Annotated in this window: 18 protein-coding genes and 1 other RNA gene; 10 read left to right on the top strand and 9 right to left on the bottom strand. The window is 61.7% G+C overall.

The annotated features are described in order from the left end of the window. Window positions 1-54: 54 nt before the first annotated feature. The 6 genes from K1567_RS17340 to K1567_RS17315 all read right to left on the bottom strand — a co-directional run bounded on the left by K1567_RS17340 (window position 55) and on the right by K1567_RS17315 (window position 5954). A complete protein-coding gene (locus K1567_RS17340; protein WP_220698677.1) occupies window positions 55-1059 on the bottom strand; it encodes an extracellular solute-binding protein in 1005 nt (334 codons plus the stop codon). 105 nt (window positions 1060-1164) lie between these two features. After that, window positions 1165-2382, bottom strand: a complete 1218-nt coding sequence (locus K1567_RS17335; RefSeq protein ID WP_167389870.1) for a 2-octaprenyl-3-methyl-6-methoxy-1,4-benzoquinol hydroxylase — start codon at window positions 2380-2382, stop codon at window positions 1165-1167. Between the two features lie 9 nt (window positions 2383-2391). After that, window positions 2392-2877, bottom strand: a complete 486-nt coding sequence (locus tag K1567_RS17330) for a DUF4442 domain-containing protein (RefSeq protein ID WP_034101380.1) — start codon at window positions 2875-2877, stop codon at window positions 2392-2394. Continuing rightward, window positions 2870-4057 (bottom strand): 2-octaprenyl-6-methoxyphenyl hydroxylase, encoded by a 1188-nt coding sequence (gene ubiH / locus K1567_RS17325; protein ID WP_034139737.1) that lies wholly within the window; start codon window positions 4055-4057, stop codon window positions 2870-2872. Before ubiH ends, K1567_RS17330 begins: the two co-directional genes overlap by 8 nt. Continuing rightward, entirely contained in the window at window positions 4054-5376 is a 1323-nt protein-coding gene (gene pepP / locus K1567_RS17320; RefSeq protein WP_047881751.1) for a Xaa-Pro aminopeptidase, read from the bottom strand. The genes ubiH and pepP overlap by 4 nt, the downstream gene beginning before the upstream one ends. Before the next feature lie 20 nt (window positions 5377-5396). Then, window positions 5397-5954, bottom strand: coding sequence for a YecA family protein (locus tag K1567_RS17315; RefSeq protein WP_034101383.1), 558 nt, complete (start codon window positions 5952-5954; stop codon window positions 5397-5399). A 137-nt stretch (window positions 5955-6091) separates the two neighbouring features. On the opposite strand from K1567_RS17315, the gene K1567_RS17310 reads away from it, so the two are divergent. From K1567_RS17310 to K1567_RS17295, 4 genes are all read left to right on the top strand, one after another. After that, window positions 6092-6301, top strand: coding sequence for a TIGR02449 family protein (locus tag K1567_RS17310; protein ID WP_034101384.1), 210 nt, complete (start codon window positions 6092-6094; stop codon window positions 6299-6301). Continuing rightward, the gene (locus K1567_RS17305) at window positions 6298-6615 is read left to right on the top strand and encodes a cell division protein ZapA (RefSeq protein ID WP_034101385.1); all 318 of its coding nucleotides are present in this window, start codon (window positions 6298-6300) and stop codon (window positions 6613-6615) included. Before K1567_RS17310 ends, K1567_RS17305 begins: the two co-directional genes overlap by 4 nt. Window positions 6616-6646: 31 nt before the next feature. After that, window positions 6647-6825: non-coding RNA, 6S RNA (gene ssrS, locus K1567_RS17300), on the top strand. 58 nt (window positions 6826-6883) lie between these two features. Next, on the top strand, window positions 6884-7513 hold the full coding sequence (locus K1567_RS17295; RefSeq protein WP_220699042.1) for a 5-formyltetrahydrofolate cyclo-ligase: 630 nt from the start codon (window positions 6884-6886) through the stop codon (window positions 7511-7513). Between the two features lie 7 nt (window positions 7514-7520). On the opposite strand, the gene K1567_RS17290 is transcribed toward K1567_RS17295, so the two are convergent. Then, window positions 7521-7667 (bottom strand): hypothetical protein, encoded by a 147-nt coding sequence (locus K1567_RS17290; protein WP_099312898.1) that lies wholly within the window; start codon window positions 7665-7667, stop codon window positions 7521-7523. A 195-nt stretch (window positions 7668-7862) separates the two neighbouring features. On the opposite strand from K1567_RS17290, the gene K1567_RS17285 reads away from it, so the two are divergent. From K1567_RS17285 to K1567_RS17270, 4 genes are all read left to right on the top strand, one after another. Continuing rightward, window positions 7863-8312 carry an EVE domain-containing protein gene (locus tag K1567_RS17285; RefSeq protein ID WP_034101387.1) on the top strand — a complete coding sequence of 150 codons (450 nt, stop codon included), beginning with the start codon at window positions 7863-7865 and terminating at the stop codon, window positions 8310-8312. Between the two features lie 139 nt (window positions 8313-8451). Further along, window positions 8452-9417, top strand: coding sequence for an HlyD family secretion protein (locus K1567_RS17280; RefSeq protein ID WP_034101388.1), 966 nt, complete (start codon window positions 8452-8454; stop codon window positions 9415-9417). Then, entirely contained in the window at window positions 9414-12131 is a 2718-nt protein-coding gene (gene rbbA / locus K1567_RS17275; RefSeq protein WP_220698676.1) for a ribosome-associated ATPase/putative transporter RbbA, read from the top strand. Before K1567_RS17280 ends, rbbA begins: the two co-directional genes overlap by 4 nt. Continuing rightward, on the top strand, window positions 12131-13249 hold the full coding sequence (locus K1567_RS17270; RefSeq protein ID WP_034101390.1) for an ABC transporter permease: 1119 nt from the start codon (window positions 12131-12133) through the stop codon (window positions 13247-13249). The genes rbbA and K1567_RS17270 overlap by 1 nt, the downstream gene beginning before the upstream one ends. 19 nt (window positions 13250-13268) lie before the next feature. Here K1567_RS17270 and K1567_RS17265 read toward each other — a convergent pair whose 3' ends face one another. Beyond that, window positions 13269-13685, bottom strand: a complete 417-nt coding sequence (locus tag K1567_RS17265; RefSeq protein WP_034101391.1) for a flagellar basal body-associated FliL family protein — start codon at window positions 13683-13685, stop codon at window positions 13269-13271. 149 nt (window positions 13686-13834) lie between these two features. Here K1567_RS17265 and K1567_RS17260 point away from each other — a divergent pair, with 149 nt between their 5' ends. Further along, a complete protein-coding gene (locus tag K1567_RS17260) occupies window positions 13835-14812 on the top strand; it encodes an NADPH:quinone oxidoreductase family protein (protein WP_034101392.1) in 978 nt (325 codons plus the stop codon). Between the two features lie 216 nt (window positions 14813-15028). Continuing rightward, complete coding sequence (gene glpT / locus K1567_RS17255) at window positions 15029-16366, top strand: glycerol-3-phosphate transporter (protein WP_034101393.1); 1338 nt, start codon at window positions 15029-15031, stop codon at window positions 16364-16366. On the opposite strand, the gene K1567_RS17250 is transcribed toward glpT, so the two are convergent. Further along, entirely contained in the window at window positions 16363-17016 is a 654-nt protein-coding gene (locus tag K1567_RS17250) for a gamma-glutamylcyclotransferase (RefSeq protein WP_034101394.1), read from the bottom strand. The genes glpT and K1567_RS17250 overlap by 4 nt on opposite strands. Between the last annotated feature and the right edge of the window lie 18 nt (window positions 17017-17034).

Below are 17034 nucleotides of genomic sequence, written 5' to 3'. Positions count from 1 at the left end.
ATCGGGGGCAAGCCCCCTCCCACATTTGGATCTGCGGCGTCCTACAAATAGTACTTAGTTCCAGCCGGCGCGATCCATCAACCGAATGGCTTCTGCCTGACGTTTACCGGCGACTTCCACCGGCAGGGTATCCGCAACGAACTTACCCCAGGTCGCCACTTCGGCCGACGGCGGCACTGCCGGGTTGGCCGGAAACTCCTGGTTCACGTCGGCGAAGATCTTCTGTGCTTCAGGAGTGGTCATCCATTCCACCAGGGCCTTGGCGGCCTCCGGATGTGGCGCGTATTTGGTCAAGCCGATGCCAGACAGGTTCACATGCACGCCTCGGTCGCCCTGGTTGGGCCAGAACAGTTTTACCGGCAGGTCAGGCTTCTGTTTGTGCAGACGGCCGTAGTAGTAGGTGTTGACGATGCCTACATCGCACTGGCCCGCATTGATGGCCTCCAACACGGCGATGTCATCGGAGAACACGTCGGTGGACAGGTTATTGACCCAGCCCTTGATGATTTCTTCGGTCTTGGCCGCGCCATGGGTTTCGATCAGGGTCGCGGTCAGGGACTGGTTGTAGACCTTTTTCGCCGTGCGCAGGCACAGGCGGCCTTCCCACTGCTTGTCTGCCAGGGCTTCGTAGGTGGTCAGATCGCTGGGTTTAACACGGTCGGTGGAATACGCGATGGTCCGCGCGCGCAGGCTCAAGCCGGTCCAGGCATGGGCCGATGAGCGGTATTGAAGGGGAATGTTCTTGTCGATCACCGGGGAGGTGAACGGTTGCAGGATGCCCATTTGCTCGGCTTGCCAGAGGTTGCCGGCGTCGACGGTGAGCAACAGGTCAGCGGTGGCGTTTTCACCCTCGGCCTTGATGCGCTGCATCAGCGGGGCTTCCTTGTCGGTGATGAACTTCACTTTCACGCCGGTCTTTTGGGTATAGGCGTCGAACACCGGCTTGATCAGTTCGTCGATGCGCGAGGAGTAGACCACCACCTCTTCAGCGGCCTGCGCGGCGCAGGTGCCGATGAGCGTAAGTGCCAGGGCAGTCAGGAGGCGCTTGGGTACCAGCATGGGGGCGGTCTCTCATTTGCAAATAGAGGGCAAATGATAAGGACTCACATTTGGTACCTCAATCAATCGCTCGGCGGAGGCGTTACCAGATGTTGCACGACCCGTTCAGGGCCTGGCCAACTCCGGCAAGTCCCCGCTCAAGCCCAGGGCCTGACGCACGAACAGCGCTTTGGCTTCCGGCATCTGGTCGACCATTTTCAAGCCCGCATTGCGCAACCAGCGCAGCGGCAGTTGGTCGGCCTGGAACAACCGCTCGAACCCCTCCATCGAGGCCATCAGCGCCAGGTTATGCGGCATGCGGCGCCGCTCGTAGCGGCTCAGCACTTTCACATCCGCCAAGCGCTCACCACGCTCAGTGGCCGCCAGCAGCACTTCGGCCAGCACCGCCGCGTCGAGAAACCCCAGGTTCACGCCCTGCCCTGCCAGCGGATGGATGACGTGGGCGGCATCGCCAATCAGCGCCAGGCCTTCAGCCACGTAGCGTTTGGCATGGCGCTGGCGCAATGGCACGCACACCCGCGGGTCGGCGCTCACCACGCTGCCCAGGCGGCCTTCGAAGGCGCGCTCCAGTTCACGGCAGAAGCTGTCTTCATCCAATGCCATCAAGCGTTCGGCCTCAGTCGGCGTGGTCGACCAGACAATCGAGCACCAATCCTGCTGGCCGTCACGCTCCAGCGGCAAAAACGCCAGGGGGCCGGTATCGGTAAAGCGCTGCCAGGCCGTGCGCTGGTGCGGCTGACTGCTGCGCACGCTGGTGACGATGGCGTGATGCAGGTAATCCCACTCACGGGTCGCGGTGCCGGTGAGGCGGCGCACGGCGGAGTTTGCTCCGTCGGCAGCCACCACCAGCGGCGCCCGCAGCGTGCGGCCATCGGCCAGGGTCAGCAGCCATTCATCGCCGGAACGCCGCATCTGCTCAAGTCGTGCATTGGCCAAAAGCCCGAGGTCGCAGTCGTGCAGGCGGTCGAGCAAGGCGTCCTGAACCACGCGGTTCTCGACGATATGCCCGAGCACCTCGGCGTGCACGCTGGCCGCCGAAAAGTGGATCTGCCCCGTGCCGCTGCCGTCCCACACCTGCATCTGGCCATAGGGGCTGGCGCGGCGCGAGGCGATGCCGTCCCACGCGCCCAGGCGTTCGAGGATGCGCTGGCTGGCGGCCGACAACGCGCTCACACGGGGTTCGAAGGCCGCGTCGCGGTCGAATGGCTTGACACTCAGCGGGCTGCCATCAAGCAGCAGCACCTGTAGCCCGCTGCCTTGCAACGCCAGCGCCAGGGCGCTTCCGACCATTCCGGCCCCGACAATCAGCACATCTGCGCGCATGTCCATGCTTTAAGCCTGTCTCGCTGGCGGCTTGCGCCGCACGTAAAGGGTTTTGTCGACTCGCGCCACCAGGGTGCCGGAGCCGTCATGAATCTGGACCTTGAGGTGGGGCAAGTATTTCTCGCCGCCTTCGGTCTGGCGACGCACCTCGTCGAGCAAGGTGTCGTCGATAAAAAACTCGGCATACACCGGGCCTTTACCCGGCGAGATGAAATCGATGCTGGCCGCTTTGTCCCAGACGATGTAATCGCGCCCCAGGTTCTCCATGAGCATCAGCATGTAGAACGGGTCGACCATCGAATACAGGCTGCCGCCGAATTGCGTTCCCACATAATTGCGGTTGTACCACCCCAGGCCCATGCGCACTTTGACGTGCCGAAAGTCGGCGCTCATGTGCTGCACGCTGATGCCCGCGCCCAGGTACGGCGGGTACAGGGTCATGACCCAGCGCAACAGGCGCGCCTTGCCCAGGCGCTCGATCAGCCATTTACGCATCGGGGCGCGTACCCAGGCCCATGGCCTGACGGGCGAACCAGCGCTTGGCCGGCGGTAGAAGATCCAGGCCCAGCAGGCCCACATTGCGACCCAGCGCCACCAAGGGTTGCGCGCTGCCGAACAAGCGCGTGACCTGGTCGGAGAAGCCCACGGTAAGCTTCTGGTCCATACGTTGGCGGTCACGATAGGCTTGCAGGGTCGCAAGATCGCCTGGCACGGCCGGCCCAGCCAGCAGCGCTTCGGCTAAAGCATGGGCGTCACGCAGGGACAGGTTGAAACCCTGCCCGGCAATCGGGTGCAGGCTGTGGGCGGCGTTGCCGATGATGGCCAGGTGCGAGCGCACTTGTTCTTCGGCTTCCACCAACGTCAGCGGATACAGATGACGCGCGCCAACCTGCTTGAGTGTGCCCAGGCGATAACCGAACACGCCCTGCAACTCGCTGAGGAAACTGCGCTCGTCAAGGTCGGCCAGGCGCTGGGCGTCCATGCCGACACGCGTCCACACCAGCGCGCAGCGGTTGTCGGGCAACGGCAGCAAAGCCATCGGACCATCATCGGTGAAGCGCTCGAAGGCTTCGCCGTTATGGGCTTCGCTAGGGGTGATATTGGCGATCAGCGCACTTTGGTTGTAGGGCCGGGTTTTCACGCCGACGCCCAGTTGCTCGCGCAAACCGGAACGGCCGCCATCGGCCAACACGGCCAAGTCGCACTCCAGCTCGGTTTCATCGTCGAGGGTCAGGCGATAGCCATCGGGCAGCGGCACCATGCGGGTGACTTGCGCGGGGCAGCGCCAGCTCACCACGTCGCTGTCCAGGCCTTGCCACAGGCACTGGCCCAGCCAGGCGTTTTCCACCACATAGCCCAAGGCCGGCACGCCCTCTTCCATGGCGGACAGGCGCGCGGTGGAAAAACGCCCACGGTCCGACACATGAATCTGCTTGATCGGCTCGGCGCGGCGGGCGATGGCCTGCCACAGGCCCAGGCGCTGGTAGATCTGCCGAGCGCCAAACGACAGCGCCGAGGAGCGCGCGTCGTAGCTGGGCTGGTAACTGTCGCCGGGGGCGAACGGTTCGATCAGCACGATCTTCCAACCGCGCGCCTTGGCCCCGGCCTGCAACGCCAGCGCCAGGCTGGCGCCCACCAGGCCGCCGCCGATAATCGCCAGGTTGACCCGGCTCATCGGGCGGCCGCCATCAATGCTTCGATATCGTCGACGGTCTTGGGCACGCCGCCGGTCAGGATTTCACAGCCTTGCTTGGTCACCACCACGTCGTCCTCAATGCGCACGCCAATGCCACGCCATTTCTTTGCCACGTTCTGGTTGTCCGGCGAAATATAAATCCCCGGTTCCACCGTCAGCGCCATGCCGACTTCCAGCACGCGCCACTCACCGCCCACTTTGTACTCGCCCACATCGTGTACATCCATGCCCAGCCAATGGCCGGCGCGGTGCATATAGAAAGCTTTGTACGCTTCGCTGGCGATCAATTCGTCGACATCGCCTTGCAGCAACCCCAGTTTCACCAGCCCGGCGGTGATCACCTGCACGGTGGCCTCATGGGCCTGGTTCCAATGCTTGTTGGGGGCGATCTGCGCAAACGCGGCCTCCTGGGAGGCCAGCACGATTTCATAGATCGCCTTCTGCTCCGGCGAAAACCGGCCATTGACCGGCCAGGTGCGGGTGATATCGCTGGCGTAGCAGTCGATTTCACAACCGGCGTCGATCAACACCAGATCGCCGTCCTTGAGCAGTGCGTCATTCTGCTGGTAGTGCAGGATGCAGCTGTTGCGACCAGCGGCGACGATAGACCCATAGGCCGGCATCTTTGCACCGCCCTTGCGGAACTCGTAGTCCAGCTCGGCTTCCAGGCTGAACTCGTACAAACCGGCGCGGCTGGCCTGCATCGCTCGCACATGGGCGGCGCAGGAAATCCGTGCAGCTTCGCGCATCACCTTCAGTTCCGCCGCCGATTTATACAGGCGCATGTCGTGGAGCAAATGATCCAGGGCAACAAATTCGTTCGGGGGCTGGGCACCCAGGTGGGCCTTGGAGCGGATCACGTTGATCCACTCCATCAAATGCCGGTCGAATTCGGCATTGCTGCCCATGGCCGAGTACACGCGGTCGCGGCCCTCAATGAGGCCCGGCAGGATGTCGTCGATATCGGTGATGGGGAAGGCGTCGTCGGCGCCAAAGTCACGGACCGCGCCTTCAGTACCGGCGCGCAGGCCGTCCCACAGTTCGCGTTCGGCATTGCGCTCGCGGCAGAACAGCACGTACTCGCCATGTTGACGACCGGGCATCAGCACAATGACTGCTTCAGGTTCGGGGAAACCGCTCAGGTATTGGAAGTCGCTGTCCTGGCGGTAAACATGCTCCACATCGCGATTGCGGATAGCTACAGCGGCGGCTGGCAGGATCGCGATGCTGTTGGGTTCCATCTGCGCCATGAGCGCCTTGCGGCGTCGGGTGTATTCCGCTTTGGGGATATGGATCATGGGCAGATGGGCTTCCTTTCTCAGTGCAGCGACGGCTTGGGCGCGGCAGGTTCAGCGGATTTCTTGGTCTCGGTGAACAGCAGCAGCGGCGCGACGCGCAAGTATTCCATGACTTCCATGTAATCGCTTTCGCCGTCCTCGGACTCTTCCAGGGCGTCTTGCACCTGAGAGATGGCGGCCAGGTCCTGCAACACTTCCTTGGCATCGGTACTCAGCTCCAGGCCGCCGGCGTTCACGCCGAAACCGTGGAGGAAGCCCTGGCACCATTGGCCCAGCGCTGCGGCGCGGTCGGCCAGCGGTGCGTCGTCAGTCGGCAGCAGCAGGACCACGGTGATGTCATCACCGGTCAGTTCGCCCTTGACCATTTCCTGCAGGCCGACCAGCGCATTGCGCACGTTATCTTCGGGCTCCTTTTCCAACAGTTCGGCCACATCGGCCAACCAGTTGTCGGGGTCGAAGCCGACACCGGTGCAGCTGCGGCCCAACAGCACGCCGTGCAGTTCGGCCGGGGAGCAAGGGTGGCCGCTGGCGTTCAGCAGAGCGGAGAAAGCGTCGTATGGGGAATTCTTAATGGGCATGATGAGCTAGGCGCCAGGCGGCGCGATGTCTAGAATGAAGCGCTGTATCCTAGCACCGGCAGACGCACCCGACTATCAAGGGCGTCAGATCGTTTATCCTGCAGTTGCCATTCATCAGACAAATCCAGTGGAACCCAATGGAAGACACCGACCTGCAAGCGCTGATGGCCAGACTCGAGCTGCTAATTACTCGGGTCGAGCAACTTAAGAGTCAAAACAGACTCCTATTAGCTCAGGAAAAGACCTGGCGCGAGGAACGCGCTCACCTCATTGAAAAAAACGAAATCGCCCGGCGTAAGGTCGAATCGATGATTTCGCGCCTGAAGGCCCTGGAGCAAGACTCATGAGTTCAAGCAATAGCGTCACCGTGCAGATCCTGGATAAAGAGTATTCGATCATCTGCCCCCAGGAAGAGCGCAACAACCTGGTGAGCGCCGCCCGCTACCTGGATGGCAAGATGCGTGAAATCCGCAGCAGCGGCAAAGTCATCGGCGCCGACCGCATCGCTGTGATGGCTGCGCTGAACATTACCCATGACTTGTTGCACAAGCAGGAACGCCCGGACGTACAGGCCAGCGGCTCGACGCGCGAGCAAGTGCGTGACCTGCTGGAACGCGTGGATCTGGCGCTTGCCAGCGACTCGGATGCACCCAAGGGCTGATTGCCGCGTCTGTTTAAGGTATACTCGCCCTCACTCCCTGGCGTGTTTGCCAGTCGGCGATGTCCCTGAGCCGATTCGCACTACCCTGGAAGTTGCACGTTGGGCTGGTGTGCATGTCCGCTAGACGGAAAGCCTTAAAGCCTACTGCTTCTTCCACCTTGAACTTTCGGGTTCAAGGGCTAAGTCGACAGCGGCTCTGTCGGGGAGCCTGAATTCCCAAACTCAATGCCAGTCCCAGGACTGGCATTGTTTTATGAGCCGAAAAGCCATGACCGAAACTGCGCCGCTTTCCCGTCCGCAACTTCGACACCTGTTGCGCAAGGCCCGCCGCGCCCTCACGCCGAGCGAGCAACGCCAGGCCGCTCAGGGCCTGTACCGGCAGCTGGCACAGCACCCGCTGTTTCGCCGAGCCAAACATATCTCCCTTTACCTGCCCACCGACGGTGAAATCGATCCGAGCCTGCTGCTGCGCGCTGCCCAGCGCCGGGGCAAAGCCACGTATCTGCCGGTGCTTAGCGCTTGGCCACGCACGAAGATGGTATTCCAGCGTGTGCGCCCCGGGGAAAAGCTGCTGCCCAATCGCTTTCGCATCCTGGAGCCACGGGTGAATATCCGCCGGCAACGCAAGGTGTGGGCGCTGGACCTGGTGCTGATGCCGCTGGTGGGATTCGACGATGAAGGTGGCCGCCTGGGCATGGGCGGGGGCTTCTATGACCGCAGCCTGGCGTACCTCGCACGCCGCCAGCGCTGGCGCAAGCCGACGTTGCTGGGCCTGGCCCATGAATGTCAGAAAGTCGATCGATTGGCACAGGCAAGTTGGGATGTGCCGATGGCTGGCACGGTGACGAATAAGCAATGGTATATCGCAGAAGCGTCGCTGGAATCAGCGACGCCTTGAAGCCGTATTAACGCTTGTACTGTTGCTGCACTGGTGACAATTCAACTGGGGCATCGGCCTTGTTCGACCAAAGACTTTGCGCATACCCGGTGGTCACGACGCCCAGACCAAACAAAATAACCAATATCCATAGTAAATCCGGTTTACGTTGCATCGATTGCCCCCCTTCAGGCACCTCGTACACGATGACAACAACGTTCCAAAGTAGCCCGTTGCAGCTGAGTCAAGCTTAAAATCCCGGCATTTTGCGTTAACGTGAACCAACACGCAAACCTTGGCGCCAACCGACTGTCGGTTTGTGCGGCAATTGCCCGACAACTTGCCCAATGCCTGTTTGAGGAGCCTAAAAATGGCCTATTGGCTGATGAAATCCGAGCCCGACGAACTGTCCATCAAGGGCCTGGAAAAACTCGGAAAAGCCCGCTGGGATGGCGTGCGTAACTACCAGGCACGTAACTTTCTGCGCGCCATGGCGGTGGGTGACGAATTCTTCTTTTACCATTCCAGCTGCCCCGAACCGGGCATCGCCGGCATCGGCAAAATCATTGAGGCGGCCTACCCGGACCCAACCGCACTGGAGCCCGACAGCCATTACTTCGACGCCAAGGCCAGCCCGGAGAAAAACCCGTGGAGCGCGATCACGGTCGCCCATGTCCAGACCTTCCCCAAGGTGCTGGGCCTGGGTTACCTGAAACAGCAGGCGGCACTCGCCGAACTGCCCCTGGTGCAAAAAGGCAGCCGCCTCTCGGTCATGCCGGTGACCGCCGAGCAATGGGCCGCCGTACTGGCTCTGCGCTAGGCGCCAGAACCCTACAGTCACGCTCGCGACGCATGCGCTTGGGCCGCAATCGCGCTAGGCTTGCGCTTCATTTGACCGGTATCAACGCCCACAGCGGCAATACCGTCAAACTAGGACGCTAACGCCGCAGGATGCTTCCATGTCGACGAACCATCGCACCTCTCAGCTGTTTGCCACGCTTCTGATCGCATTGTTGCTCGCCGCCGGCGGGTTCGGTTACTGGAAATCCACTCAAGACCGCCTGCCCGAAGGCCTGAGCATGGGCAATGGTCGCCTGGAATCCACCGAAGTGCAGATCGCCGCCAAAATTCCCGGTCGCCTGGCCGAAGTGCGGGTGGACGAAGGCGACAAGGTGCTCAAGGGCCAATTGCTGGCGCGCATGGACACCCGCACGCTAGAGGCCCAGCGCGCCCAGGCCGAAGCCGAAGTGTTGCGCGCCAAGGAAAATCTCGCCGCCGCCGAAGCCAATGTGCAATTGCGCCAGAGCGAACAGTTGCTGGCCAACCAGGAACTCAAGCGCACCCAAGAGCTGTACAAGCGCGGCTTCGCCAGCAGCCAACTGATCGATCAGCAACAGGCGCGGCACAACACCGGCAATGCTGCCGTAGTCGCCGCACAGGCCCAGGTCAATTCGGCCAAGGCCGCCATCGGCGCCGCCCAGGCGCAGGTGGCCCAACTCAGCAGCGAAATCGATGACAGCAGCCTGCGCGCCCCCATCGACGGCATCATTCAACTGCGCCTGGCCGAGCCCGGTGAAGTGCTGGGTGCCGGTGGCCGCGTGTTGCTGCTGATCGATCCCGAAGATCAATACATGAACCTGTATTTGCCCGCGTCGGTGACCGGTCGCCTGACGGTGGGCAGCGACGCCCGCATCCTGCTCGATGCCCTGCCCCAGCAAGCGCTGCCGGCGAAAATCACCTTTGTCGCGGCCAAGTCGCAGTTCACCCCCAAAGAAGTGGAAACCCGCGATGAGCGGCAAAAACTGGTGTTCCGCGTCAAGCTGCGCCTGACCCAACCCAGCGCCGTGCCCCAAGCCAAACCCGGCATGCCGGGCGCAGGTTATGTGCGCACGGCCGACATAGACTGGCCGGCCAACCTGCAATGACCGGCCTGGCGCTGCACGCCACGGGGATCAACCACCGCTATGGCCAGCAACAGGCGCTGGTCGATATAGCCTTCAGCCTGCCCGCCGGTACGCGTTGCGGGCTGATTGGCCCGGACGGCGCGGGCAAGTCCAGCTTGCTGGGCTTGATTGCCGGGGTTAAAAAGCTGCAGGACGGCCAGCTCGACGTACTCGGCGGCGCCATCACCGACCGCCGCCACCGCAACAGCTTGTACCCGCGCATCGCCTTCATGCCCCAGGGACTGGGCGGCAACCTGTACCCCGAGCTGTCCATCTGCGAAAACATTCGCTTCTTCGCCACTCTGTTCGGGTTGTCGAAGGCCGAGTGTGACCAGCGCATGCACAGCCTGCTGCTGGCCACCGACCTTGAACGCTTCGCCGAGCGCCCTGCCGGCAAGCTGTCCGGCGGGATGAAACAAAAGCTCGGCCTGTGCTGCGCGTTGATCCATGAACCTGACCTGCTGATCCTCGACGAGCCAACCACTGGTGTCGACCCGCTATCGCGCCGACGTTTCTGGGAACTGGTCGAAACGGTGCGCGGCGAACGCCCGCAACTGACGCTGCTGGTCGCCACCGCCTACATGGAGGAAGCCGAGCAGTTCGAACACTGCCTGATGCTTGATCGCGGCACGCTGATCGCCAATGGCTTGAGCCGTGAACTGGCCGCCGCCACTCCCAGCGGAAAATTGGATGAAGCGTTCACACACTTTCAAGGCGACGGCGCTCACGACAAACCGCCGCTGGTGATTCCACCGAGGGAAAGCACCAGCGCCGACATCGCCATCGAGGCCCACGACCTGACCCTGCGCTTTGGCGACTTCACTGCGGTCAACAAGGTCAGCTTCGCGATTGGCCGTGGGGAAATTTTCGGTTTCCTCGGTTCCAACGGCTGCGGCAAGACCACCACCATGAAGGTCCTCACTGGGCTGATGCCCGCCACTGAAGGCAGCGCGAAACTGTTGGGCAAGACGGTGGACGCCAAAGACTTGGCTACCCGCAAGCGCGTGGGGTTCATGTCCCAGAGTTTTTCCCTGTATGGCGAACTCAGCGTGCGCCAGAACCTGGCGCTGCACGCCCAACTGTTCGACTTGCCCAAGGCCGACAGCGGCCCGCGCATCGACGAACTGATCCAACGCTTCGAGTTGGGCGACGTGGCCGGGCAACCGTCGGGGGAGTTACCCCTGGGCCTGCGTCAGCGCCTGTCCCTGGCGGTCGCGGTGCTGCATCGCCCGGAAGTGCTGATCCTCGATGAGCCGACCTCCGGCGTCGACCCGGCCGCCCGTGATGATTTCTGGCGGTTGCTGATCGAGCTGTCCCGCGAGCAAGGGGTGACGATATTTCTGTCCACCCACTTCATGAACGAGGCCCAGCGCTGCGACCGCATCTCACTGATGCACGCAGGTAAAGTGCTGGCCTGCGACACGCCGCACGCGCTGCAACAACAATTCAAGGGCGAGACCCTAGAAGCCGCGTTCGTCACCTGCCTGGAGCAGGCTCAAGGCGAAGCCGAACCCGCCGCGCCGAGCCAAACCGTCAGCGAAGCCAGCGCACCGCCGCAGAGCAAGCGCGGCTTCAGCCTGGCGCGCCTGTTGGCGGTGGCCAGCCGTGAAGGCAAAGAGCTGTTGCGCGACAAAGTGCGCATGGCCTTCGCGCTGCTCGGGGCGATGTTCATGATGGTGATCTTTGGCTACGGCATTTCCCTGGATGTGGAAAACCTGGCGTTCGCCGTTTATGACCAGGACCAGACCCCGCAAAGTCGCGCCTACTTGGAAGCGTTTCGCAGCTCGCGCTATTTCGCCGAACGACCGCCCATTCAAGATGCGAACGAACTGCACCGGCGCCTGCAACGCTCGGAAATCAAACTGGCATTGGAAATCCCACCGGGCTTTGGCCGCGACCTGTACGCCGGGCGCCAACCCACGGTGGCCGCATGGCTCGACGGCGGCATGCCGTTCCGCGCGGAAACCAGCCGTAACTATGTCGAAGCCGTACACTTGGGCAACCTCCAGCAATTGGCCGAGCTGAGCAGCCTGCCGCGCGGCAGCCAGGGCGCCGCCAAACTCGAAACCCGCTTTCGCTACAACCAGGACGTCGTCAGCGTGAATGCCATCGGCCCTGGGGTGATGGCACTGATCCTGGCGTTTATCCCGGCCATGCTTACCGCGTTGGGCATCGTGCGGGAAAAAGAGCTGGGCTCGATCACCAATTTTTACGCAACACCCCTGACGCGCCTGGAGTTTCTGCTGGGCAAACAGGCGCCATACCTGGTGGTGAGTCTGGTCAACCTGGCCGTGCTGGTGGCCATGAACCGCTGGCTGTTTGGCGTGCCGTTCAAGGGCAGCGGCCTGACGCTGGCGTTCGGTGGGCTGCTGTATGTGCTGGCCACCACCAGCATGGGCCTGCTGATTTCTGCATTCACGCGCACCCAGATCGCGGCGATCCTCGGCACGATGATCATCACCAGCCTACCGACCATCCAGTTCTCCGGGCTGATCGTGCCGCGCTCATCCCTGGAAGGCGCTGCAGCGCTGATGGGCATGCTGTTTCCGGCCGGGCACTTTTTGGATATCGCGGTGGGCACTTTTACCAAGGCTCTGGATCTGCGCCAGCTGTGGCCGCAATGCCTGGCGCTGTTCGGGTTCTTTGTCGGGTTCACCGGGTTGAGCTTGGTCATGCTCAAGAAGCAGGAGGTCTGATGCATAAGTTCGCGCACATCCTGCGCTTGGGCCTGAAAGAACTCACCAGCCTGCGCCACGACAGCGTATTGCTGCTGTTTCTGTTCTACGCGTTCACCGTGGCCATCTATATGCCCGCCGCCGGCTCAGTGATCGGTGTGCATAACGCCAGCGTGGCGCTGGTGGATGAAGACCACAGCGCCCTGTCCCGACAACTGGGCGAAGCACTGCAACCGCCGGAGTTCCAGACGCCAGCGCCGTTGCCTTACAACCTGTTGGACAAAGCCATGGACAGCGGCGAGTACACGTTCGTGATCAATGTGCCGGCCAATTTCCAAGCCGACTTGCTGGCCGGGCGCCAACCCAGCGTGCAGGTCAACGTGGATGCAACGGCCATGAGCCAGGCATTCATGGGTGCCGGTTACATTGGCAGGATTTTCCAGCGCGAATTGTTGAGCTACAGCGGCCAGGCCGATGCCGCCGCACAGACACCGGCGCTGCTGACCACCCGCTCGCTGTTCAACACCAACCTGGAAGGCGGCTGGTTTTTGGCGGTGATCCAGATCGTCAACAACATCACCATCCTGGCCATCGTGCTGACCGGCACCGCCCTGCTGCGCGAACGCGAACACGGCACGCTCGACCATTTGCTGGTGCTGCCCCTGACGGCGCTGGAAATCATGCTGGCAAAAATCTGGAGCAACATGCTGGTAGTGGTGCTGTGCACGTGGGTGTCGTTGGAAGTGGTGGTCAAAGGCTTGCTGGGTGTGCCGCTGGCAGGCTCATTGGGGTTGTTTCTGTTTGTGACGGCGTTGTACTTGTTCGCCAGTACGGCGCTGGGGATTTTCCTCGCCACCCTCGCCCGCTCGACCCCGCAATTCGGGCTGCTGGCGATTCCGGTGATCATCCCAATGCTGTTGCTATCCGGCGGCAGCACGCCTCTGGACAGCATGCCGGAGTGGCTGCAATGGGTGATGCAGGGCTCGCCGTCGACGCATTTTGTGAGCTTGAGCGCGGCGATTCTATTCCGCGATGCGGGGGTAAGCGTGGTATGGCCGGATTTGCTGGCGCTGGCAGGGATCGGCCTGCTGTTTTTCGCCGTGGCGCTGGCGCGGTTCAGGAAGAGCCTGGCGTCCTGAAACCGCGCACCTGGCGCGCTTACTGGATGATCAAGTTGTTGAACAACAGGTCTTCGACCATGGGCTTGCCGGTCTCGTCGTTCATCACTTGCTGGGTTTGCTTCAGGGCTTCCTGGCGCAGTTTTTCCTTGCCCTCCACGGTGCTCATCGCCTCGTTGGTCTGCTGGGTGAACAACGCCACCAGTTGATTGCGGATCAACGCGTCGTTGGCTTTAACGGCGGCGGCGGCTTCGGTGCCGGTCACGCGCAGGGCGATGTCGGCCTTGAACACCTTGAGTTTCGCCGTGCCATCCAGGCCGTAATTACCCACGAACGGCGGGCTCAAGCTGATATAGCTGACTTTCGGCGCCTCGCCCTCTTTGCCTTCCTTGGCTTCTTCGGCCTGTACCGCCATCGGCAGGATCAGGGCCAGCATCAACAGAATCCGCGCTTTCACAATTCATTCCTCACATTCGGTGCCCGGTAGCATAACGCTAGCAAGGCTGAGCACAAGCTTATGGCGACTTATCAGGCCGGGGCATGCTTGTTGACCCTGGGGCCTGCCCTCCTACACTTATCGGCCACGACGCCAAAAGGAATAGTCCGATGAAAGCTGTGCTGTGCAAAGCCTTCGGCCCCGCCGAAACCCTGGTGCTGGAAGATGTCGCCAGCCCGGCGATCAAGAAAAACGAAATCCTGCTGGACGTGCATGCTGCCGGGGTCAACTTCCCGGACACGCTGATTATCGAGGGCAAATATCAGTTCAAACCGCCCTTTCCGTTCTCGCCGGGGGGTGAAGCCGCAGGGGTGGTCAGCGAAGTCGGGGAGAAAGTCAGCCACCTGAAGGTCGGCGATCGGGTCATGGCCTTGACCGGCTGGGGCAGCTTTGCCGAACAGGTCGCAGTGCCGGGCTATAACGTGCTGCCGATCCCACCCAGCATGGATTTCAACACCGCCGCCGCGTTCAGCATGACCTACGGCACCTCAATGCACGCGCTCAAACAACGGGCCCACCTGCAACCCGGCGAAACCCTGCTGGTGCTCGGCGCCTCCGGTGGCGTGGGCCTGGCCGCGGTGGAAATCGGCAAAGCCATGGGCGCCCGGGTGATTGCTGCCGCCAGTAGCGCCGACAAGCTCGCAATCGCCAAGGCTGCGGGCGCCGACGAATTGATCAATTACAGCGAAGCCAGCCTGAAGGATGAGATCAAGCGCCTCACCGACGGCAATGGCGCGGATGTGATCTACGACCCAGTGGGCGGCGACCTGTTTGACCAGGCTATTCGCGCGATTGCCTGGAACGGCCGCCTGCTGGTGGTGGGGTTTGCCAGCGGACGCATTCCCGAGTTGCCGGTGAACCTGGCGCTGCTCAAGGGCGCGGCGGTGGTCGGCGTGTTCTGGGGCTCCTTCGCCCAGCGCCAGCCGCAGGATAACGCGGCGAATTTCCAGCAATTGTTTGGCTGGTATGCCGAGGGCAAGCTCAAGCCGCTGGTGTCGCAGGTGTACCCGCTGGAACAGGCGGCCCAGGCTATCAATGATCTTGGGCAGCGCAAGGCTGTCGGGAAAGTCGTCGTCCAGACCCGCTGATCGCCGTCTGAATGTGAGTAATGTGGGAGGGGCAATCCCCCCACATTTCCTAGAAAAGCCTAAAACGACATAAACCTGCCTATTTGCGGCATGTTCATAAAAGAACATGCAGTTACGCCGTTTTCCTGTGTTTGACCTCAAGAGGCGATGCTATTTTCGGTAACGAAACTGTAACATTCGCATCCGCAGTCAAAACAAGAAATCTGGAGCTCTTGAATGTTTGCTTTCTTTCGCCCTGCCGTGCACCAGGCGCCCCTGCCTGAAGAAAAAATCGACAGTACCTACCGACGTCTACGCTGGCAGATCTTCGCCGGCATTTTCTTCGGTTATGCCGGGTACTACCTGCTGCGCAAAAACTTCTCCCTGGCCATGCCCTACCTGATCGAAGACGGTTACAGCCGCGGCGAACTGGGCCTGGCGATGTCGGCTATCGCGATTGCCTACGGCCTGTCCAAGTTCCTGATGGGCCTGGTGTCCGACCGTTCCAACCCGCGCTACTTTCTGCCCTTTGGCCTGTTGGTCTCGGCGGGCGTGATGTTCATCTTCGGTTTCGCGCCTTGGGCGACGTCCAGCGTGACCATGATGTTCATATTGCTGTTCATCAATGGCTGGGCCCAGGGCATGGGTTGGCCGCCGAGCGGGCGCACCATGGTGCATTGGTGGTCGCAGAAAGAACGCGGCGGCGTGGTGTCGGTGTGGAACGTGGCGCACAACGTCGGCGGCGGCCTGATCGGCCCGCTGTTCTTGCTGGGCATGGCCTGGTTCAACGATTGGCACGCGGCATTCTACGTGCCTGCCACGGTGGCCTTGGCAGTGGCGGCGTTTGCGTTCATCACGATGCGTGACACCCCACAATCGGTTGGCCTGCCGCCTATCGAGCAATACAAGAACGACTATCCCGAAGGCTACAACGCCAGCCACGAAGACGAATTCAGCGCCAAGGAAATCTTCGTCAAATATGTGCTGCGCAACAAAATGCTCTGGTACATCGCCTTCGCCAACGTATTCGTCTACCTGCTGCGCTATGGCGTACTGGACTGGGCACCGACTTACCTCAAGGAAGCCAAACACTTCACGGTAGATAAATCCTCGTGGGCGTACTTCTTCTATGAGTGGGCGGGTATTCCGGGCACGCTGCTGTGCGGCTGGATGTCGGACAAAATCTTCCGTGGCAACCGTGGCCTGACCGGCATTGTGTTCATGGGCCTGGTGACCGTGGCGACGCTGGTGTACTGGCTCAACCCGCCGGGCAATCCGACGGTGGACATGATTGCGCTGGTCTCGATCGGCTTCCTGATCTATGGCCCGGTAATGCTGATCGGCCTGCAGGCGCTGGAGCTGGCACCGAAGAAAGCCGCCGGCACCGCTGCGGGTTTCACGGGTCTGTTCGGTTACCTGGGCGGCTCGGTGGCGGCAAGTGCGGCGATGGGCTACACCGTTGACCATTTCGGCTGGGACGGTGGCTTTGTGCTGCTGATCGGCGCGTGCCTGCTGGCCATCGCATTCCTGATCCCGACCCTGTGGCACACCAACAGTGTTAGCTCGGCCCGTTAAGCGCCTGAGCATCCTTTTGCACACCGCTTGAGCCGCGCCTCCAGGTTTTTATCTGGCATGGCGTGGCTGCGCAGGGCGTTGACGGTCTGCTCGACATAATCGCGGGTCGTACCGTAACGCCCACTCGCGCTTTGCAGCACATGGTTAAGCACGATATCAGGCAAGTTGCCGGCGTAGCTGGGCAAATGCCGCTCCAACACAAACCCCAGCGCTTGCACCTGCGTGCCATCCTCCAACCGACAACTGAGCCAGTGCGGCCGGTACGAGGGATAAGGCATCTCCCGCTGCCACAAGGCATACAGCGAGGCTTCCAGCTGATCTTCCGGCAAGCGATAAGCAAACCCGCTGCATGATCCGCCGCGATCCAAACCGAATACCAACCCCGGCAATTCCGGCGTACCACGGTGCTCGTGAGACCACAAATACAGGCCACGGTGATATCCGTGGACCCGGGCCCGCACCCGCTCGGTCGACGAGCATTCCGGCCGCCAAATCAATGAACCATAAGCAAATAGCCAGACCGGCCCACCCTTATGCCGGGCCATGGTGGCCTGCATGGAGCTCATTAACTGTTCGTGGGTAAGTTGCGGTCCCAGATCGAGCCGCGGAGGGTAAGCCAACTGCAGAAGATCGGTTTCAATGGCGGTCATGGCGAAAAGCGGTGCGCC

The sequence above is a fragment of the Pseudomonas sp. S5F11 genome (assembly GCF_019641515.1).
GTDB lineage: Bacteria > Pseudomonadota > Gammaproteobacteria > Pseudomonadales > Pseudomonadaceae > Aquipseudomonas > Aquipseudomonas rhodesiae.
Note: the sequence above shows the minus strand (reverse complement) of the source record. Positions and strands in the feature narration are given on the sequence as shown.